The sequence below is a fragment of the Serratia sp. X10 genome (assembly GCF_017811775.1).
In the GTDB taxonomy this organism is placed as follows: domain Bacteria; phylum Pseudomonadota; class Gammaproteobacteria; order Enterobacterales; family Enterobacteriaceae; genus Serratia; species Serratia ureilytica.
Map to the genome: position 1 here is coordinate 98,010 of NZ_JAEIOH010000011.1, position 20,384 is coordinate 118,393.

The 20,384-nt window shown below is 62.1% G+C and carries 19 protein-coding genes and 1 pseudogene; 18 read left to right on the forward strand and 2 right to left on the reverse strand.

Annotated elements, in window-relative coordinates:
- Window positions 1–799: 799 nt before the first annotated feature.
- The 3 genes from speA (at window position 800) to J9788_RS24015 (ending at window position 4,380) form a co-directional block, all read left to right on the forward strand.
- Window positions 800–2,776 (forward strand): biosynthetic arginine decarboxylase, encoded by a 1,977-nt coding sequence (speA, locus tag J9788_RS24005; RefSeq protein ID WP_004937600.1) that lies wholly within the window; start codon window positions 800–802, stop codon window positions 2,774–2,776.
- A 194-nt stretch (window positions 2,777–2,970) separates the two neighbouring features.
- A complete protein-coding gene (gene speB, locus J9788_RS24010) occupies window positions 2,971–3,891 on the forward strand; it encodes an agmatinase (RefSeq protein ID WP_004937606.1) in 921 nt (306 codons plus the stop codon).
- 336 nt (window positions 3,892–4,227) lie between these two features.
- Window positions 4,228–4,380, forward strand: coding sequence for a Hok/Gef family protein (locus J9788_RS24015; protein WP_004937610.1), 153 nt, complete (start codon window positions 4,228–4,230; stop codon window positions 4,378–4,380).
- A gap of 110 nt (window positions 4,381–4,490) precedes the next feature.
- On the opposite strand, the gene J9788_RS24020 is transcribed toward J9788_RS24015, so the two are convergent.
- A complete protein-coding gene (locus J9788_RS24020) occupies window positions 4,491–5,732 on the reverse strand; it encodes an MFS transporter (protein ID WP_182265351.1) in 1,242 nt (413 codons plus the stop codon).
- 396 nt (window positions 5,733–6,128) lie between these two features.
- Between J9788_RS24020 and J9788_RS24025 the strand changes: the two genes are divergently transcribed.
- From J9788_RS24025 to J9788_RS24090, 14 genes are all read left to right on the forward strand, one after another.
- Window positions 6,129–6,446 (forward strand): non-heme iron oxygenase ferredoxin subunit, encoded by a 318-nt coding sequence (locus tag J9788_RS24025; protein ID WP_004937614.1) that lies wholly within the window; start codon window positions 6,129–6,131, stop codon window positions 6,444–6,446.
- A 2-nt stretch (window positions 6,447–6,448) separates the two neighbouring features.
- Window positions 6,449–6,757 carry a recombinase-like helix-turn-helix domain-containing protein gene (locus tag J9788_RS24030; protein ID WP_019456046.1) on the forward strand — a complete coding sequence of 103 codons (309 nt, stop codon included), beginning with the start codon at window positions 6,449–6,451 and terminating at the stop codon, window positions 6,755–6,757.
- Between the two features lie 20 nt (window positions 6,758–6,777).
- Window positions 6,778–7,821, forward strand: a complete 1,044-nt coding sequence (locus J9788_RS24035) for an aromatic ring-hydroxylating dioxygenase subunit alpha (protein WP_046897344.1) — start codon at window positions 6,778–6,780, stop codon at window positions 7,819–7,821.
- On the forward strand, window positions 7,818–8,573 hold the full coding sequence (locus tag J9788_RS24040) for an SDR family oxidoreductase (protein ID WP_182265350.1): 756 nt from the start codon (window positions 7,818–7,820) through the stop codon (window positions 8,571–8,573). Before J9788_RS24035 ends, J9788_RS24040 begins: the two co-directional genes overlap by 4 nt.
- 37 nt (window positions 8,574–8,610) lie before the next feature.
- Window positions 8,611–9,405, forward strand: coding sequence for an IclR family transcriptional regulator (locus J9788_RS24045; protein ID WP_004937625.1), 795 nt, complete (start codon window positions 8,611–8,613; stop codon window positions 9,403–9,405).
- Window positions 9,406–9,514: 109 nt separating this feature from the next.
- Window positions 9,515–10,456 (forward strand): VOC family protein, encoded by a 942-nt coding sequence (locus J9788_RS24050; RefSeq protein ID WP_182265349.1) that lies wholly within the window; start codon window positions 9,515–9,517, stop codon window positions 10,454–10,456.
- Window positions 10,453–11,664: an NAD(P)/FAD-dependent oxidoreductase gene (locus J9788_RS24055; protein WP_182265348.1), complete on the forward strand. Its 1,212-nt coding sequence runs from the start codon at window positions 10,453–10,455 to the stop codon at window positions 11,662–11,664. The genes J9788_RS24050 and J9788_RS24055 overlap by 4 nt, the downstream gene beginning before the upstream one ends.
- A gap of 23 nt (window positions 11,665–11,687) precedes the next feature.
- The gene (locus tag J9788_RS24060; RefSeq protein ID WP_033652738.1) at window positions 11,688–12,944 is read left to right on the forward strand and encodes an MFS transporter; all 1,257 of its coding nucleotides are present in this window, start codon (window positions 11,688–11,690) and stop codon (window positions 12,942–12,944) included.
- A 32-nt stretch (window positions 12,945–12,976) separates the two neighbouring features.
- A complete protein-coding gene (locus J9788_RS24065) occupies window positions 12,977–13,501 on the forward strand; it encodes a cupin domain-containing protein (RefSeq protein ID WP_004937634.1) in 525 nt (174 codons plus the stop codon).
- Window positions 13,501–14,319: an alpha/beta fold hydrolase gene (locus tag J9788_RS24070; RefSeq protein WP_182265347.1), complete on the forward strand. Its 819-nt coding sequence runs from the start codon at window positions 13,501–13,503 to the stop codon at window positions 14,317–14,319. Before J9788_RS24065 ends, J9788_RS24070 begins: the two co-directional genes overlap by 1 nt.
- On the forward strand, window positions 14,316–15,110 hold the full coding sequence (locus J9788_RS24075; RefSeq protein WP_046897350.1) for an SDR family oxidoreductase: 795 nt from the start codon (window positions 14,316–14,318) through the stop codon (window positions 15,108–15,110). The genes J9788_RS24070 and J9788_RS24075 overlap by 4 nt, the downstream gene beginning before the upstream one ends.
- Before the next feature lie 15 nt (window positions 15,111–15,125).
- Window positions 15,126–15,920 carry an aspartate dehydrogenase gene (locus J9788_RS24080; protein ID WP_182265346.1) on the forward strand — a complete coding sequence of 265 codons (795 nt, stop codon included), beginning with the start codon at window positions 15,126–15,128 and terminating at the stop codon, window positions 15,918–15,920.
- 16 nt (window positions 15,921–15,936) lie between these two features.
- Window positions 15,937–17,406, forward strand: coding sequence for an aldehyde dehydrogenase (locus J9788_RS24085; protein ID WP_142002942.1), 1,470 nt, complete (start codon window positions 15,937–15,939; stop codon window positions 17,404–17,406).
- Window positions 17,407–17,458: 52 nt separating this feature from the next.
- Window positions 17,459–19,099 (forward strand): thiamine pyrophosphate-binding protein, encoded by a 1,641-nt coding sequence (locus tag J9788_RS24090; RefSeq protein ID WP_182265483.1) that lies wholly within the window; start codon window positions 17,459–17,461, stop codon window positions 19,097–19,099.
- Window positions 19,100–19,140: 41 nt separating this feature from the next.
- Here the strand turns inward: J9788_RS24090 and J9788_RS24095 are convergent, their stop codons facing one another.
- Complete coding sequence (locus J9788_RS24095; protein ID WP_004937650.1) at window positions 19,141–19,893, reverse strand: M48 family metallopeptidase; 753 nt, start codon at window positions 19,891–19,893, stop codon at window positions 19,141–19,143.
- A 238-nt stretch (window positions 19,894–20,131) separates the two neighbouring features.
- Between J9788_RS24095 and J9788_RS24100 the strand changes: the two are divergent.
- Window positions 20,132–20,384, forward strand: a pseudogene (locus J9788_RS24100) (transketolase); the annotation flags it as partial.

Consider the following 20,384-nt stretch of genomic DNA (forward strand, 5'->3'; position numbering starts at 1 on the left):
GCCCCTCAGGCAAAGCCGTTAAGCAGTTTATCAGTTAACCAGTATAGATGGATTAACATCTGGACGTCTATTTTAGGTCAGGGTTTAGCCAGATTGCCAGTAGTTTTTTGCGCTTTCGCTCTTTTGCGCAAACGGGGTGGCGCCATTTTCATCGCTTGAAACAGTTTTCGGCGAATTTTCATTTTGCTTTTTCACTTGCTTACCGGTATAAACTGCGCGCGCGGTTCATTTGCTGCACAGTACGGCGGTCTGGCGTGGGGAAGGTACGATAAACTTCCGCTTTGCATTCGCCGGCATTGCGCTATTATCCGTCGCGGGCGTTCGCCGTGGCGCCGCCGCTTCATCGAACGGTCACGTTCTTACACTATTTTAGAGGCTGGGTCGTTCACTCCGAACGGCGCGCGTGGAGGTGGTTGGATTAATGATCCGTTGTCTACCGGTTGTTGGTTCTCAACAGCAGTGCCGTTCTGGCGCACATTCTTCTGCTATTTCCCGTCTTGTCTCTCTGTCACTTACCAGGTGCGATAAACACTTGGCCGCTACTCAGGATTCTCGGGCCGGCTAACGGTCGTCTGAAGAACTGAACAAGGGTAGCCTGCAGCCTTCCTGTGGGATGTTTCTTGGCCCGATTCACGAGGTTTGAACAGGGTGTCTTACAATTATATGAGTGATAAACCGATCGCTGACCGCGAACGGCAGTTCTCTTCGCTGCCGCCGGCGCGGCTTGTTGGGTTGTTCTCGCGGGTTGTAGCTGCGATAGTGGCTGACGGTTTCGTCAGTACGGAATGTGAGGCGAACCATGTCTGATGATCTGTTGATTCACCGTCCGCCGGTTGCGGGCGAGTCTTTATCTTTGCGCTCCATGCAGGAGGTTGCCATGAATGATCGTAATGCCAGCAAGATGCTGCGTACTTATAACGTCGCCTACTGGGGCAACAATTACTATGACGTCAACGAGCTGGGCCATATCAGCGTGTGCCCGGATCCGGATGTCCCGCAGGCGCGCGTCGATCTGGCAGAACTGGTGAAAACGCGCCAGCAAGACGGCCAACGTCTGCCGGCGCTGTTCTGCTTCCCGCAGATCCTTCAGCATCGCCTGCGCTCTATCAACGCCGCGTTCAAACGTGCGCGTGAGTCCTTCGGTTACCAGGGCGGCTATTTCCTGGTGTACCCGATCAAGGTGAACCAACATCGCCGCGTGATTGAATCGCTGGTGAACTCCGGCGAACCGCTGGGGCTGGAAGCCGGCTCCAAGGCCGAACTGATGGCGGTGCTGGCGCATGCCGGCATGACCCGCTCGGTGATCGTCTGTAATGGTTATAAAGATCGTGAATATATTCGTTTGGCGCTGATCGGGGAAAAGCTGGGGCACAAGGTGTACCTGGTGATCGAGAAGATGTCCGAGATCAATCTGGTGCTGGAAGAAGCCGAGCGGCTGAACGTCATACCGCGCCTGGGCGTGCGTGCGCGTCTGGCATCGCAAGGCTCCGGCAAATGGCAGTCGAGCGGCGGCGAAAAATCCAAGTTCGGTCTGGCGGCGGTGCAGGTGCTGAAGCTGGTGGAAACCTTGCGTGAAGCGGGCCGCCTCGACAGTCTGCAGCTGCTGCACTTCCATTTGGGCTCGCAGCTGGCCAATATTCGCGACATCGCCACCGGCGTGCGCGAATCGGCGCGCTTCTACGTTGAGCTGCACAAGCTGGGCGTCAACATTCAGTGCTTCGACGTGGGCGGCGGCTTGGGCGTCGACTACGAAGGCACCCGTTCGCAGTCCGATTGCTCGGTCAACTACGGCCTGAACGAATACGCCAACAACGTGATTTGGGGCATCGGCGACGCCTGTAACGAACACGGCCTGCCGCACCCGACGGTGATCACCGAGTCCGGCCGCGCCGTGACCGCGCACCACACGGTGCTGGTTTCCAACGTGATCGGCGTAGAGCGCAACGAGTTCAGCGAACCGCAGCCGCCGGAAGCCGACGCGCCGCGCGCGCTGGAAAGCATGTGGGAAACCTGGCTGGAAATGAACGAGCCGGAAAACCGCCGCTCGCTGCGCGAATGGCTGCACGACAGCCAGATGGATCTGCACGACGTGCATACCCAATACGCGCACGGCATGCTGGACCTGACCAAGCGCGCCTGGGCCGAACAGCTGTATCTGAACATCTGCAACAAGATCCAGCAGCAGCTCGATCCGAGCAACCGCGCGCACCGTCCTATCATCGACGAACTGCAAGAGCGCATGGCGGACAAGTTCTACGTCAACTTCTCGCTGTTCCAGTCGATGCCGGATGCCTGGGGTATCGATCAACTGTTCCCGGTGCTGCCGCTGGAAGGGTTGGATAAGCCGCCGGAAGGTCGTGCGGTGCTGCTCGACATCACCTGCGATTCCGACGGCACCATCGACCATTACGTCGACGGCGACGGCGTGGCGACCACCATGCCGATGCCGCCATACGATCCGGAGAACCCGCCGGCGCTGGGCTTCTTCATGGTTGGCGCGTACCAGGAGATCCTCGGCAACATGCACAACCTGTTCGGCGACACCGCCTCGGTTGACGTGTACGTGTTCCCGGACGGCAGCGTCGAGACCGAGCTGTCCGACGAGGGCGATACCGTAGCGGATATGCTGGAGTACGTGCAGCTCGATCCGAGCGCGCTGCTGTCCAAGTTCCGCGATCAGGTCAAAGAAACCGATCTGGACAGCGAGCTGCAGGCGCAGTTCCTGGAAGAGTTTGAAGCTGGGCTGTACGGCTACACGTATCTGGAAGACGAGTAACCGCCTTCTTCAGGGGGGCGATATCGGCCCCCTTGAAGCATGAACAAAATGCGGCCATAATCTGCCGTATCGGTAGCACCGAAACACACATCGAATAAATCCCTTTCTCGTCGGGCTAACGACGCGGGAGGGATTTTTTTTTGTCACGGCCCGGCGTCTGCGCCCGGCAACTTGTTGAACTACGAGGGTTTACTATGAGCACCTTAGGCCATCAGTCCGATAATTCATTAGTGTCCAACGCCTTTGGTTTCCTGCGCTTTCCGCTGAACTTCATGCCTTACGACAGCGATGCAGAGTGGGTCATCACCGGCATTCCGTTTGACATGGCGACCTCCGGTCGCGCCGGTGGCCGTCACGGCCCGGCGGCCATCCGCCAGGTGTCCACCAACCTGGCCTGGGAAGGCAATCGTTGGCCGTGGAGCTTCGATCTGCGCGATCGTCTGAACGTGGTTGATTGCGGCGACATCGTGTTCAACTTCGGCGATGCGCAGGATATGAGCGACAAGCTGCAGGCGCACGCGGAGAAACTGCTGAAGGCCGGTAAGCGCATGCTCTCGTTCGGTGGCGACCACTTCGTCACCCTGCCGCTGCTGCGCGCGCACGCCAAGCATTTCGGCAAGCTGGCGCTGGTGCACTTTGACGCCCATACCGATACCTACGCCAACGGCAGCAAGTTCGACCACGGCACCATGTTCTACCATGCGCCGAACGAAGGCCTGATCGACCCGCATCACTCGGTGCAGATCGGCATTCGCACCGAGTTCGATCACGACAATGGCTTTACCGTACTGGACGCCGCGCAGGTGAACGATCGCAGCGTGGACGACCTGCTGACCCAGATCAAAGGCATCGTCGGCGATATGCCGGTGTACCTGACCTTCGACATCGACTGCCTGGATCCGGCGTTCGCACCGGGCACCGGCACGCCGGTGATCGGCGGTCTGACTTCCGATCGCGCGCTGAAACTGGTGCGCGGCATGCAGTCGCTGAACATCGTCGGCATGGACGTAGTGGAAGTGGCGCCGGCTTATGACCAGTCCGAGATCACCGCGCTGGCCGCGGCGACGTTGGGTCTGGAGATGCTGTACCTACAGGCGGCCAAGAAACACGCCTGACGCCAGGCCACGACTCGCTGAAAAAGCGGCTCCCATCGTATGGGGGCCGCTTTTTTTATTTCATTTTTCGCCATCCGCGCGGCGATTTTCAGTCTGTTGCAACGCCTTTGCGCAATTTTGCGCAGAAATGAAACGGAGTCAGTAAAAAGGAACCGGGATAACGGGGAGGATGAATATACTGCGCGCGGGTGCTCTGGATCTTTGTATCTAGAGCCTGCGTGAAAGGTACAAAGAGAAAAGCCCCGAGTCGATATTCATCAACCCGAGGCCAACTCTAACGCCAGACAACGTTAAGTTAGCCTCTTACCCGCCGCGAGGCAAGGAGAAGAAGGCATGATGCCGAACAAACGGAGCCTGTTAAAACTGGTGGTTATTTGTGCCACGGTAATATCACTGGCATGGATAACCCGTAGCACGCTGTGTGAGCTGCGTATCCGATCGGGCACTACGGAGGTTGCGGCCATTTTGGCTTACGAATCCGAACGGTAAGGCAACCCGGCGACGGGGGATGTCCCCCGTCTGCTGATTGTTGGCGTCCAGATCCATGAGCACCCTCTCAAGGCCATTGGCTTTCTCTGCCGCAACGGTGCGGGAACAGACTATGCCCGCTTCACCTGCCGCGCCAGCAACATGCGGCCAAACAGTGCGCCGCCCGCCAGCAGCGTCAGCAGCTGTGAGGCAATCAGTACTGCAAAGCCCGAGGACACCTTGCCCTGGCTGGCCATCACCATGCCCATCGCCATCGGCACAAACGCCGAGAACAGATTGCCGATGCCGTTGATCAGCCCATAGGCGCTGCCGACCGCCTCCGGCCGCGCATAATGCTGGAGCAGCGTGGGGATCGCCGCGCCCTGCGCGCCCCAACAGGCGTTGGCCGCCAGCAGGAAGAAGGCGATCCAGCCAAGCTGATGGCTGTTCATTACGCCATAGATGCACAGCGCGGTCGCCGCGCCGCCAAAGACGAAGATCAGCGGCGCCTGATAGGGGCGGATACGATCGAGCAGCACGCCGCCGAGGTATTTTGAGGCGATGCTGACGATGAAAGGCAGTGCGGCCATCCACCCCATCTGCTTGATGGAGAATCCTTTGTCATCGGTCAGGTAAGCCGGCAGCCAGGCGCTGGACCCCCACAGATAGCTGAGCGTGGCGATCTCGATCAGCAGGATCCAACCGAGCATCGGCGTGCGCCAGGCCAGCGCGAAGGTGTGCCAGACGCGGCTCAACACCGGCTGAGGATCGGCGGGGCGTGAAGATGAGGGTAAAGCGAGCGGATGAACGAACAGCCGCACCAGCGCCAGGCCCAACAGCAGGTTGAGCAGCGCCAGCAGGTGAAACGACATCGCCCACCCGAAGTGCGTCATCAGAAAACTCACCAGCGGAAAGCCGATCACCAGCCCCAACGAGACGCCCAGCGCGCTGACCGCGTTGGGTTTGCCGCGCTCATCGGCGGCGAAATGATCGCTGATGTACATGGTCTTGAGCGAGAACAGCGGTCCTTCGCTGACGCCAAGCAGCGCGCGCACCGCGCACAGCAACAGCAGCGATCCCGCCAGCGGCGACGCGGCGGTGAGCAGCGCCCACAGCACGACGCTCAGCGTCAGCGCGCGGCGGTAACCCATCAATGTTTCCAGAAACGGCGTCAACAGCATGGCGGACAGGCCGTAGCCGAGTAAAAACACCGTCATCAGCGTGCCCTGATGGGCGCGGTCGCCGCCGAGTTGGAAGCGTTGCAGGAAGTCGGGATTGACCAACATCACGGCGATATTGACCCGATCCGCGTAGGCGATAACGATCAGAAACAGCAGGGCGATCACCCCAAACCAGCGTTGACGTTGTTGCACGGCGCGTTCCTCAGTGCGAGCGGTTGACGAATTCAGGCAGCAGTAAACTTACCCGCGGAGTCCATTGCGCAGAAACGCGGGGTGAGGCTGATTTATGTAAATTTATTGTTATAAAATTGGGTATAAAAGACGGCGAGAGAACTCTTTTACGCGCAATGCGTTGCCAGGATCAATGCAATTTTTGCCATAAATTAGCGGAAGAGCGCACAACTGACATAGGTTTTTCATATCGGTGCATTATTTCGTGATCCTTCCCGCATTTGTCATTTTTAAACAACCTTTCATTAACATTTGCCGCGCTGCTCGCTTGACGAAAGTTTCGCCAGACTTATAGTGACTGTATTAAATAAGAAACTGAGTTTCATATATGAAACAATCAGATAGAGGATAAAAGCAATGAGCTGGAAGAATGTGTGCGAAGTGTCTCAGGTGAAAGAAGATTTTCCTTTCTCCGGCAAAGTGGAAGGCAAAGAGATCGGGGTTTACCTGCTCGACGGTAACTACTATGCGCTGGAAGACGTCTGTCCGCATGCTTACGCCTTGCTCAGCCAGGGGTTTGTAGACGACGGCAAGGTTGAGTGCCCGCTGCACGAAGCGCTGTTTGACGTGCGCACCGGCCAGTGCCTGCGCGAGCCGGGCGGCCGCGATCTGCAAACCTATCCCACCCGGGTGGTCGACAACCAAATCCAGATCACCTTTATCGCGGAGGAGTAATCATGCAGCACATCACCGATTTCAATCCCTGGCTGCCGGACACCCAACAGGTGACGCCGGCCCGCGAAGGCGGCAACGGTCAAATCCATCAGCCGGGCCAGTTCCGCAACGTTGTGTGGCAAAATCGTGCCCGGGTGCCGGACGGTTTCGAAACCGCGCTGGTGGCGGCGCTGGAAACGATCTTCGATCAGGGCGCGGAAGAGCTGGAACAGATCGTCAGCGCGTTGAATCAGCGCCGCCTGTTCGATCGCAGCGGCCAGCCGTGGAATGAGGCGACGTTCCGCGAATTCCTTCACGTTAACGGTTTCTGATCGACACCCGGGAGAAGACAATGACAGCAAACACAACATCCTCCGAACAGAGCTTGCAGGACTATCTTGACCAGGGGCTGCGCGGCATGTGGTATCCGGTGCTGGCCAGCTGGGAAGTGGGCAACAACCCGGTCGGCATCACCCGCCTTGAGCAACAAATCGTGGTGTGGCGCGACGGTGAAGGCCAGATACACGCGTTGGAAGATCGCTGCCCGCACCGCGGCGCGCGGCTTTCCATGGGGTGGAACCTCGGCGATCGCATCGCCTGCTGGTATCACGGGGTGGAAGTCGGCGGCGACGGGACGGTGAAAGACGTGCCGGCGGTGGATCGCTGCCCGCTGGTGGGGCAAAAATGCCTGCGCGCTTACCCGGCCAAAGAAGCCTACGGCGCGGTGTTCCTCTATTTTGGCGTGACGGCGGATGAAGCGCCGGCTGAGCTGACTTTCCCGCAAGAGCTGGCGGACGAAGCGTCGTACAGTAATTTTCTGTGCACCGCCAGCTGGAACTGCAACTACCAATACGCCCTGGAAAACGTGATGGATCCGATGCACGGCACCTACCTGCACTCTTCCTCGCACTCGATGGCGGAAGGGGATCGCAAGGCGGACATGGGGCTGGAGCCGACCGACAGCGGGTTTATCTTCAAGAAAAACGGCCAGATCGGCGTCAACTTCGACTGGGTGGAATTCGGCAACAGCGGCGCGTATTGGATGCGTCTGTCGATCCCGTACAAGAAACGTTTCGGGCCGGGCGGCCACTTCTGGATCATCGGCATGGTGGTGCCGGAAGACAAGGATCACTGCCGGGTATTCTTCTGGCGTATCCGTAAGGTCAAAGACTGGCAGCGCGACATGTGGCGCTTCATGTATCGCAATCGCCTGGAATCATTGCATTGGGACGTCCTCGAGCAGGATCGCATCGTGCTTGAAAACATGGCGCCTAACGCCCGTGGCCGCGAATACCTGTACCAGCACGACGTCGGTCTGTCGCGCCTGCGCCGCCTGATGCAGAAAGAGGCACAGAAACAGCTGGCGACGCTGCGCGAGCGGGAGGCGGCGCAGTGAACGGCCTGCTGAACGGCAAGCGCATCGTGGTCACCGGCGCGGCGCGCGGGCTGGGCTACAGCTTCGCCGCCGCCATTGCCGCTGCCGGCGCGCAGGTGGTGATGTGCGACATTTTGGCGGATGAGCTGGCGGCGAGCGGCGCCGCGCTGCGTGAGCAGGGCGCTCAGGTGGAAACGCAAATCATCGATCTGGCCTCACCGGATTCGATCCGTTCGGCGTTCGAGAAGATCGCCGCCGGCGGCGGGATCGACGGCCTGGTGAACAACGCGGCGCTGGCGACCGGCGTCGGCGGTAAAACCATGATGGAATACGACATCGATCTGTGGGATCGGGTAATGCAGGTCAACGTGCGCGGCACCTGGTTGGTAAGCCAGGCGGCGGTGCCGCTGCTGGCGCGCAACCCGCACGCCAAGATCGTCAACGTGGCGTCGGACACCGCGCTGTGGGGCGCGCCGCGCCTGATGGCCTATGTCGCCAGCAAAGGCGCGGTGATCGCGATGACGAGATCGATGGCGCGTGAGCTGGGTCCGCAGGGCATCTGTGTCAACGCCATCGCGCCGGGCCTGACGCGGGTGGAAGCCACCGAGTATGTGCCCGCCGAGCGCCATCAACTGTATGAGCAGGGGCGCGCGCTGGCCGGGGCGCAGCATCCGGACGATGTGAACGGCACGGTGCTTTATCTGCTGTCGCCGCTGGCGGATTTCGTCACCGGCCAACTGCTGCCGGTCAACGGCGGCTTCGTATTCAACTGACAGCCCGCGGGGCAGGCGCACAGCGCAGGAGCGAGAGATGGCGGACGAGCAAGCATGTAAGTATCTGATCCCGGGACTGGATCGCGGGTTGCAGTTGCTGCTGGCGTTTGGCGAGCAGCATAAGGAAATGACCTTTGCCGAGTTGCATCGCCTGGTCGATATGCCGAAGGCCACCGCCTACCGCGTAGTGCAGACGCTCGAGCACCTGGGCTTTCTGGAGCGCAATCCGCGCACCAATACCTTCGCGCTGGGCATCAAGGTGCTGCGTCTCGGTTTTGAATACATCGCGTCGCTGGACGTCGCGCAGGCCGGCCAGCCGGTGATCGAACAGCTGCGCGATCGCAGCCAGTGCAGCAGCCATCTGGCGATCCGCGACGGGCGCGACGTGATCTACATCGCCCGCGTCAGCGCCGCCGGTTCTCAGATCAATCAGGTCAGCGTCGGCACCCGTTTGCCGGTGCACCAAACCTCGCTCGGCCGCATGTTGTTGACCAGCGCCACCCGCAGCGAGTTCGAACAACTCTATCCGGACGCGCAGCTGCCGGGCAACGCGCCGGGCACCCCGGCGGATCGCGAAACGCTGTGGCAGATGGTGCAGCAAGACAAGGCGCGCGGCTATGTGATCGGCGAATCATTCTTCCGCCACGGCATCTCCTCGATCGTCTACCCGATCTTCAACCGTGAGCAGCGGGTCGAGGCGGTGGTCAGCATCATGGTGCCGTCCGATGAGATCCCGAAAGCGGATCGCGAGCGGCTGCGCATGGAAGTGCGCGATGCGGCGGAGAAAATTTCCGGCTTCCTCGGCGCGCCGCCGCAGGCCAACGTCGGCTAACCGACAGGACCGACTCTTTCACTCAGGCAGGGATAAGGCCCACAGCAAACAGGGGCCGGGGTTCAGTCATGCCTGAAAACCGTATACAGCGAGAACGTGAGGCTGAGCAATGAGCGTAATCGGAATCGAAAAACTGGAGTTTGGCGTCGAAGATCTGCCAACCTGCGAAAAATTCATGCAAGACTTTGGCCTGCAGCCCGCCACGCAACATTGGGGCGAACCGCAGCGCGAATTCACTACCCTGAGCGGGGCGCGGGTCGTTCTGCATCCGATACAAAGCGCGGCGCTGCCAGCGGCGTTTGAGGGCGGATCTACCCTGCGCCGCATGACCTGGGGCGTGGCATCGCCCGCGGATCTGGCGCGCCTGCAGCCGCGTTTGGCGTTGATGCCCGGCTTTCGTCAGGTGGGGGAAGAGCTGGAATGCCGCGATCCCAACGGCATGACGCTGCGCTTCGTCGTCAGCCGCCAGCAGGCGGTCGAGGTGCCGGTCACGCCGATCAACCAGTGGGGCGACGTGCGCCGCATCGATCAACCCAGCCCGGTCTATTCGCAGGCGCAGCCGATCAATATCGGCCACGTGGTGTTCTTCGTTGACGATCTGGCGGCGACCGAGCGTTTCTACCGCGAGCTGTTGGATTTCCAGGTTTCCGATCGCTATATCGATCGCGCCGTCTTCCTGCGCACCCAGGCGCGCGGCGGCCACCATAATCTGTTCCTGCTGAAGCTGCCCAACCGCCCACGCGGCCTGAACCATGTGGCGTTCACCGTGCGCGATATCCATGAAGTGATCGGTGGCGGCATCGCCATGAACAAAGAGCAGTGGAGCACCTTCATCGGCCCTGGCCGCCACCCGATTTCCTCGGCGTATTTCTGGTACGTCAACAGCCCGACCGGCGGCGCGTTCGAGTACTACACCAACGACGATTATCTGACGGAAAACTGGCAGCCGCGCGAGCTGGAACATTCGCTGGTCTCCTTCACCGAATGGGCGGTAGAAGGCGGCATCGATCACGATACTCGCCGCCAGCATAAAAAGGCGGAGGCGTTATGAACCGGCCGGAACACGCGGGCATTGTCATCGTCGGCGGCGGCCAGGCCGGCGGTTGGGCGGCCAAGACGCTGCGTGACCGGGGTTACAGCGGCCGGCTGACGGTGATAAGCGACGAACCCTACGATTTTTACGAGCGGCCGCCGCTGTCGAAAGCGGCGCTGCTGGATGTCGCGGCTCCCCTGAGCCGGCTGTTCAGCGAACAGGCGGTGGCGGAGCTGAACATCGACTGGCGTCGCCCGCTGCGCGCCGAGTCTATCGACGCCGAACAGCAAATTGTCACGCTCAGCGACGGGCAACGGCTGCAGTTCGAGCAGTTGCTGATCGCCACCGGCGGGCGGCCGCGTTTGCCGGGCGCCGCCTGGGCGCAGCACCCGCGCGTGATGACGCTGCGCTCCTGGGACGATGCGGCCCGGTTGCGGCAGGGCCTGCAGAGTTGCCGTCGCCTGGCGATCGTCGGCGGCGGTTGGATCGGGCTGGAGATCGCCGCTTCCGCGCGCCGTCTCGGCGCCGAGGTGACGGTGTTTGAGCGCCAGCCTGCGCTGTGCATGCGCAGCGTCGGCGCCGACGTCTCACAGGCGTTGCTCGAACTGCATCGCCGGCAGGGTGTCACGGTGTTGTGCGGCTGCGGCGAGATCTCGCTGGAAGATCGCGATGGCGCCGCCTGGATCGGCAGCGAAGTCAGCGATCCGCAGGTCTTCGATCTGGTGGTGGTGGGGATCGGCGTCGAGCTGAATCTCGAACTGGCGCGCAGCGCCGGGCTGGCTATCGAGTCCGGCATCGTGGTCGACGGCCAGGGGCGCACCAGCCATCCGGCGATCTTCGCAGCGGGCGATGTGGCGCGCCACCCGACGCTCGGCCTGTGCCTGCAGTCCTGGGCCTACGCGCAAAATCAGGCCATCAGCACCGCCTGCGCAATGCTCGACGCCTTCGCCGCCCCGTATGACGACGTGGCCTGGCTGTGGTCGGATCAATACGACGTCAATATCCAGATCCTCGGCGTGCCGAGCGATGGCGTGCACCATGTGGTGCGCCGCACGCCGCAGTCGCAGGTGTTCTTCACGCTGAACGCCGATCGGCAACTGGTGCAGATGGTGGCGTTCAACGACGCGCGCACCATCAAGCTCGGCAAGCGTTGGCTGGCGAGCGGCCGGGTGCTGGATCCGCAGCAGCTGGCGGATGCGGAGTTTTCTTTGATGGCGTTGAAATAACGCCCGAACCTCGGGAGCGTTTTATGACTACGCAAGACATTGACGCCCGCGCTGGACGGGCGGGGGAAACCGTTGCCGAAAATCCGCAGCAGCGGGTGCGCTGGTCGGTGCCGATCGCGCTGTTCGCCTGCGTGCTGCTGGCGTTTTTCGACAAAATCAGCATCGCGGCGCTGTTTTCCGACGCCGAGTTTCAGCAGGCGCTGGGCATCGGTTTTGACCCGGCGCGGCTGGGGTTGCTGATGAGCGCGTTTCTGTTCTCCTATGGCATCTCCTCGATGCTGCTCAGCGGCATCGGCGATCGGCTTAATCCGGTCAAAGTATTGATTGGCATGATGGTGGTGTGGGGCGTGCTGATGGTGTTGATGGGGCTGGTGCGCTCCTATCACGCCATGATGACGCTGCGCATTCTGCTCGGTATCGCCGAAGGGCCGCTGCTGCCGATGGCCTACGCCATTATTCGTCAGGCTTTCCCGCCGCAGCTACAGGCGCGCGCCACCATGCTGTGGCTGCTCGGCACGCCGCTCGGGGCCGCGCTCGGCTTCCCGGTCACCCTGTACATCCTCAATACCTTCGACTGGCAGGCCACCTTCTTCTTTATGGCGTTTCTGACGCTGCCAGTGATGTTGCTGGTGTTGTTCGGCATGCGCCACCTGAACGTGTCGCGTCCGGCGGCGGCGGCCAAGCCGGCGGTGTCCGAACGCCAACAGCATCGCCGCGAGCTGCTGCGCAGCCCGCATTTCTGGATGATTTGCCTGTTCAATATCGCCTTCCTGACCTACCTGTGGGGCATGAACGGCTGGTTGCCGAGCTATCTGATCAAGGGCAAAGGCATTCATCTGGAGCATGCCGGTTACCTCTCTTCGCTGCCGTTCATCGCCATGCTGCTCGGTGAAGTGCTGGGCGCCTGGCTGTCGGACAAGCTGGATCGGCGTGCGCTGGCCTGCTTCCTGTCGCTGTGCGGCGCCGGCCTTGGCCTGGCGGTGGTGCTGCACCTGCAGGGTACCTACAGCGTGATCGCTGCCATGGCCTTCAGCACCTTTATGTGGGGCGCCGGCGCGCCGAATATTTTCGCGCTGTTGGCGAAGGCCACCAGCAGCAAGGTGAGCGCCACCGCCGGCGGCATTTTCAACGGACTGGGCAATTTTGCCGGCGCGCTGGCGCCGGTGCTGATGGGGGCGTTGATCGCCGCCACCGGCAATATGGATAACGGCCTGCTGTTCCTGGTGGTGATGGCGTTCGTCGGCTGCCTCATTCTGCTGCCGTTGCTGAGAAAGTACTGATTAATCAATCGATTCAACAGAGGAGTGACAACATGTCTCAGGTTGAGAACAAAGCCGGCGTCAAGCCGCAGGATCTGTCGATGGAAAACTGGGTAGAGTCGCGCATCGCCCGTTTCGAAGGCCGCAAATACGACTGGAACGCGCTGAAATTCCAGGCCGACTTTGACCCGAAATATCGCCGCGCGCAGATGCGCTACATCGGTACCGGCGCTACCGGCGTGGCCAGCGACGCCAACACCATTCCGGCGGGCAATTTCACCTTCTCCACCATGGTGTTGCCGTCGAAGTGCGAGGGCCCGTTGCACCTGCACGACGACGTGGAAGAAGTGTTCTTCATGCTGAAAGGCAGCATCACGCTGATGATCCAGGATGGCGAAGAATATTACGAAACCAGGCTGAAAGAGCGCGATCTGATCTCGGTACCGGCGGGGGTGTATCGCGGCCTGTTCAACCACGGCGAGGAAGAGGCGCTGATGTGCGTGATGCTGGGCACCGCCAAGCCGGAGATCCCGACCTATCCGGCGGATCACCCGCTGTCCAAAGTGAAGCGCAACTGATGAACGGCCTGGCGCAACGCCAACGGGCGCGCTGCGGGGCGTATACCCTGAGCTGGCGCGAGGCCGGGCAGGGGCGGCCGGTGGTGTTGCTGCACGGCATCAGCTCCGGATCGGCCTCGTGGATCAAGCAGCTGAACGATAACGGCCTGACGGACGGCCACCGTCTGTTGGCGTGGGACGCGCCGGGCTACGGCGGCAGCCTGCCGTTGGCGGATCCGCAGGCTGACGCCGCCGGTTATGCGGCGGCGTTGGCGGCGCTGATTGATGAGCTGCAGCTGGGGCAGCCGCTGATCGTCGGCCATTCGCTGGGAGCGCTGATCGGCAGCGCCTACGCCGCTGGTTATCCGGACGGGCTGTGCGGGCTGGTGTTGGCGGATCCGGCGCAGGGCTATGCCACGGCGCCGGAGGAAAAACGCCGGCAGGTGTACGGCCAGCGCCAACAGATGATGGAGACGCTGGGGCCGGTGGGCTACGGCGAGCTGCGGGCGGCGGCCTTGCTGCGCGAAGGGGCGGATCCGCAGGATATCGTCTGGGTGCGCAACGGCATGCAGCAGCTCGATCCCTACGGTTTTCTGAGTGCCGCCTGGATGCTGGCCAACGATGATATTGGCCGCTATCTGGCGCGCTATCGCGGCCCGCTGGAGGTGTGGTGCGGTGAACAGGATCGCATTACGCCACCGGAGAAGGCGGCCGAGCTGGCGCGTGAACAGGATGCGACGCTGCGCCTGATCGCCGCCGCCGGTCACGCCAGCTACCTCGATGCGTCGGTGTGTTTCAACCGCTATCTGCGGGATTTTACGGGAGCAATCCAACGATGAATTTTCAGCTTGAGGATCGGGTGGCGGTGGTGACCGGCGGCTCATCGGGCATCGGTTTCGAAACCCTGAAACTGCTGCTGGCCGAAGGGGCGAAAGTGGCGTTCTGCGGCCGCGATCCGGACAAACTGGCCGGCGCGGAGGCCAGCCTGCGCGCGGACTTCCCGCAGGCGGAGATCCTGGCGCTGCGCTGCGACGTGCTGGATGCGCAGCAGGTGGCGCAGTTCGCCGCTCAGGTGACGGCGCGTTTCGGCGGCGTGGATCTGCTGATCAACAACGCCGGTCAGGGCTTCGTCGCCCACTTTGACCAGACGCCGCGCGCAGCCTGGCTGCATGAGGCCGAGCTGAAGCTGTTCGGCGTGATCAACCCAGTGCAGGCGTTTTTACCGGCGCTGGAACGATCGGATATCGCGTCTATAACCTGCGTGAACTCGCTGCTGGCGCTGCAGCCGGAAGAACACATGATCGCCACCTCGGCGGCGCGCGCCGCGCTGCTCAACATGACGTTGACGCTGTCGAAAGAGCTGGTGGGCAAAGGCATTCGCGTTAACTCGATCTTGCTGGGGATGGTGGAGTCGGGCCAATGGCGCCGCCGTTTCGAAGAGCGCAGCGATAAAGATCAAAGCTGGGAGCAGTGGACGGCGGCGATCGCCGAACGCCGCGGCATCCCGATGAAGCGCCTCGGCAAGCCGCAGGAACCGGCACAGGCGCTGCTGTTCCTCGCTTCACCGCTGGCTTCCTTTACCACCGGCGCGGCGCTGGACGTTTCCGGCGGCTTTAACCGTCATGTGTAACAGGGGCCGAAAAAGATGAAGAAGATCATGATGATTGGCTATGGCGCGATGGCGAAGGAAGTGATCGCCCGTTTGCCTGAAGGCGTGGAGGTCGGCTGGATCCTGGCGCGCGCAGCTCATCATGCGGCGATCGCCGAGGCTTTTGCTGGGCGGGTGCAGGCGCTGACCCATCCGGAGCAGTGTTCGCAGCGGCCGGATCTGGTACTGGAGTGCGCCAGCCAGCAGGCGGTGGCGGAGTTTGGCGAAGCGGTGCTGCAGCGCGGTTGGCCGCTGGCGATGATCTCGACCGGCGCGCTGGCGGATGCCGCATTGCAACAGCGGTTGCAGCAGGCCTGCCGCAGCCATCACGGGCAACTGATCGTGCTGTCCGGCGCGGTGGCGGGCATGGACGGGCTGGCGTCGGCGCGCGAAGGCGGGCTGGAAAGCGTGACCTATCAGGCCAGCAAGAGCCCGGCCAGCTGGCGGGGCAGCCCGGCGGAGCAGCTGATCGATCTCGATGCGGTGCGCGAGGCGCAGGTATTTTTTGAGGGTTCGGCGCGTGAAGCGGCGCGTTTGTTCCCGGCCAACGCCAACGTGGCGGCCACCATTGCGCTCAACGGCCTGGGGATGGACGCCACCCGGGTGCGCCTGCAGGTCGATCCCGCCACCCGGCGCAATACCCATCGTCTGCAGGTGTGCGGCGACTTTGGCGAGTTTCACATCGAGCTGAGCGGCACCCCGCTGGCGAGCAATTCCAAAACATCAACCCTGGCGGCGCTGAGCGCGGTACAAGCCTGCCGCCGTCTGGTGGACGGCGGTTTTATTGCCTGAACGGCAGGAGCGGAGCATGGAACGATTGAATATTTTTGTCGCCGGGCGCTGGCGTGAAGGGCGCGGCGAAGAGATGGCTTCGGTATTCCCGGCCGACGGCAGCGTCAACGCGCGGCTGCGCGCCGCTAACGTCGAGGATGTCAACGAGGCGGTTGAGGCGGCGGAAAAGGCCTGGCGCGCGCCGGAATGGCGTGGGCTGGTGCCGCACCAACGCGCCTCAATTCTCTACCGCGTGAGCAACCTGATCCTGGCGCAGCAGGAACAGCTGGCCGAGCTGCAGACGCGCGACAACGGCAAACCGCTGGCGGAAACCCGCGGCCTGGTGGCCAGCGCGGCAGCGACCGCGCGTTACTTCGCCGCCGCTTGCGAAGTGCTGGAGGGAGAGCTGCCGACCCCGCGCAGCGCCGAGGTGATGACCCTCAGCCAATATCAACCGATGGGGGTGATCGCCGCCATTACGCCGTGGAACTCGCCGATCGCCAGTGAAATGCAGAAGGTGGCGCCAGCGCTGGCGGCGGGCAACGCGGTGGTGCTCAAACCGGCCGAAGCCACGCCGCTGATGGCGCTGAAGCTGGCCGAGCTGTTCGAACAGGCGGGGCTTCCTGCCGGGCTGCTCAGCGTGCTGCCGGGCAAAGGTTCGGTGATCGGCGAGGCGTTGGCGCGCCATCCGCTGGTGAAAAAGATCGCCTTTACTGGCGGGACCAGCACCGGGCGCCATTTGGCGCACATCGCCGCCGACAAGCTGATCCCCACCTCGCTGGAGCTGGGCGGTAAATCGCCGACCATCGTGCTGGAGGACGCCGATCTGGAGCAGGCGGCGCGCGGCATCTGCTACGGCATTTTCAGCTCCGCCGGCCAGGCGTGCATCGCCGGTTCGCGGCTGTTCGTGCATCGTTCGCTGTATCAGCCGCTGCTGGCGCGCTTGACCGAACTGACGGCGGGGCTGCGCATCGGCAACCCGCTGGTGCCGGGCGTGCATCTCGGCCCGCTGATCAGCGCCAAACATCGGCAAAGCGTGGCGGACTACGTGGCGCTGGCGCGCCAGGAGGGCGGGCGGGTGGTCATCGGCGGTGAAGCGCCGGCCGATCCGCAACTGGCGAGCGGCAGCTATTACCTGCCGACCATTATTGAAGGTTTGAACAACGACGCCCGCGTCTGCCAGGAAGAGATCTTCGGACCGGTGCTGGTGGCGCTGCCGTTCGACGACGAACAGCAGCTGATCGAGCAGGCCAACGACTCGGTGTACGGCCTGGCGGCCGGCATCTGGAGCCGCGATTTCCCGCGGGCGATGGCGCTGGCGGAGCGGCTGGAAACCGGCACCGTCTGGGTCAACACCTACAAAACGTTCTCGATTTCCACGCCGTTCGGCGGTTTCAAGGAAAGCGGGCTGGGCCGCGAAAAGGGCCTGAACGGCATCAAGGCCTACATGCAGCAGAAAAGCGTGTATCTGGCGCTGAGCCATCAGGTGAACCGCTGGAGCGACTAGGCCGACACCTCTACGCATAACCCTAATAACGACTACCCTAAGAAGGCAGATGATGAGCGATAAAATCACGGTTGGCGAGGCGATAGCCCGGACTCTGGAACAGTACGCGGTGTCGGCGATGTACGGCATCATTTCGATTCATAATCTGCCGATCGCCGATGCGGTGGGGCAGCGCGATAAAATTCGCTTCGTGCCGGCGCGCGGCGAAGCGGGCGCGGTCACCATGGCCGATGCGCATGGGCGCTTCTCCGGCCTGGGCGTGGCGTTGACCAGCACCGGCGCCGGCGCGGGCAACGCGGTGGGGGCGATGATTGAAGCGCTTAACGCCAACACGCCGCTGTTGCATATCACCGGCCAGGTAGAAAAAGCCTATCTGGACGCTGACGCCGGGTTTATTCATGAAACCCGCGATCAGCTCGGTTTTCTGCGCGCCTGCTCCAAGCGCGCCTACCGGGTCAATTCGCCGGAACAGGCGGTGGCGGTGATCCAGCGAGCGATCCTGGATGCGCAAACCGCGCCCTGCGGCCCGGTGGCGGTCGAGATCCCGATCGATATCCAAAGCAGCCTGGTTTCCCGCTCGGTGCTGACCGAAGCGTTGGCGCCGGCGCCGCTGCCGAAGGCGGACGATGCGGCGGTGGAGCGGCTGCATCAGCGGCTGAAACAGGCCAAGCGCCCGTTGCTGTGGCTGGGCGGCGGCGCGTTGGCCTGCGGTGATGCGGTGCGCAAGCTGGCGGACGCCGGCGTGGCGGTGATCTCCAGCACCCACGGGCGTGGCATTCTGCCGGACAGCCATCCGCGCAGCCTGCGGGCGTTCCACAACTCGCCGAGCATCGAGGCGATCCTGACGCAGTGCGACCTGACGCTGGTGGCCGGTTCACGGCTGCGCAGTAATGAAACCCGCACCTGGACGCTGCCGCTGCCGCGCCCGCTGGTGCAGATTGACATCGATCCGGCGGCGGCCAACCGCAACTATCTGGCCGATGAGCAGATCAATGGCGACTGTGTGGCGCTGCTGGCCGCGCTGGCGGCGCGGCTAAGCCCCGGCGAGAAGGTCAACGCCGAGTGGGATGCCGAGATCGCGGGGGCGGTGCAGCAGGCGGAGAGCGCGTTGCGTCAGCAGTCCGGTGAATACGCCAAACTCAACGACGCCATCGACGCCGCGTTGCCGCAGGACGGATTGCTGGTGCGCGATATCACCGTTTCCGGCAGCGTCTGGGGCAGCCGTTTGTTCCGCGCGATCTCGCCGCTGTGCAACATTCACTCGCTGGCCGGTGCTATCGGCATGGGGCTGCCGATGGCGATCGGCACCGCGATCGCCAACCCGCAGCGCAAGGTGGTGGGGCTGGTGGGCGATGGCGGTTTGGCGCTGGGCCTGGGGGAACTGGCGACCATGGCGCAGGAACAGGTGAACATCACCCTGCTGATCATGAACGACGGCGGTTATGGCGTGATGCGCGGCATTCAGGACAAGTATTTCGCCGGGCGCCAGTATTACAACGAGCTGCATACGCCGGCCTTTACTCAAATAGCCGAAGCGATGGGGCTGAAAGCCTGGAAGGTCGAGGCGGCGGCGCAGTTCAACGGCGTGCTGGCCGAAGCGATCAACTACCCGGGGCCGTCGGTGGTCGAGGTGGACATGAAGCAGGTCGGGCCGCTGACCTTCGCCGGGCCGCCGCAGAAAACCCTGTATTGAGACGATAAAAAACGCCCGGCGATTGCCGGGCGTTCTCGTTGTTACTTCTCTGCCGCGATGCGATCGCGAATGTGCTGCGCGCGCGCTTGGGAAGATGGGTGATCGTCGAACATGCTGCTCTGACGGCCGGCTTCCATTTGGGCCAGTTTTTCGAAGCTGGTGGCCAGGCCGTTCGGATCGATGCCGCGCTTTTTCAGCAGATCGAACGAGTAATCATCCGCTTCGCTTTCCTGTTTCTGCGAGAACTGGGCGCTGACCAGTTTCTCACCGATGTCCGCCAGCTGCGACTGCGACAGCGAGCCGATAACGCCGCCGGCGGAGGACGCCGCGGTGCGCAGCGCCACGGTGCCGTAAGCCACCTGCATTGCTTTACGGGTGTGGCCCAGCGCCACGTGGCCCATTTCGTGGCCCAGCACGCCTTCCACTTCGTTGTCGTTCATGATGTCCATCAGGCCGCTGTAAACGCGGATACAGCCGTTGGCCATCGCCCAGGCGTTGACGTCTTTGGTCACGTAGACCTTGTAGTTGGCCGGGGTGCCGTTGATGTTATCGCCCAGCGCCGCAGCGATTTTGTTGAGACGCTTGGCATAGGTGCTGTCGGCCGGCGCGATTTGTGCCTTGCTGTCCATCTCGGCGCAGGATTTATCACTCAGGGCCTTAACGTCGTTGTTGCTCAGGGTCGCCGCCTGGAACGCCTGCGCGCCGGACTGCATCAGGGTTTCGGTATTCAGGTTTTGACAGCCGGTTGCCAAGGTGGCAATGCCCAACGCAATCAAAGAGGTACGGATCTTCATAACGCCATCTTCCTGTGAAGGTAACAAGGTAAAAGAGTCATTTTGCTTTGAGGCTATCTTGCCGCAAGAGCCTAGTGTACGCCAGACGGGGCGAGAATAGTGTTATTCCGAAAAAGCGTCCAATCGTGCTAATAAGTGGTGAACTCGCTCTCATTTGGCATTAGGGATTGCCGTTGTGATGTGGAGTCTGAGAAAATAGGGAACTTGACTGCTTTTTTTATCCGACCTGGAGTAAAACATGTCCTCTCGTAAAGAGCTTGCCAACGCCATCCGCGCACTCAGCATGGACGCCGTACAAAAAGCAAATTCCGGCCACCCGGGGGCCCCTATGGGCATGGCGGACATCGCCGAAGTCCTGTGGCGTGACTACCTCAACCACAACCCGACTAACCCGCACTGGGCTGACCGCGACCGTTTCGTGCTCTCCAACGGCCACGGCTCCATGTTGATTTACAGCCTCCTGCACCTCACCGGCTACGACCTGCCGATGC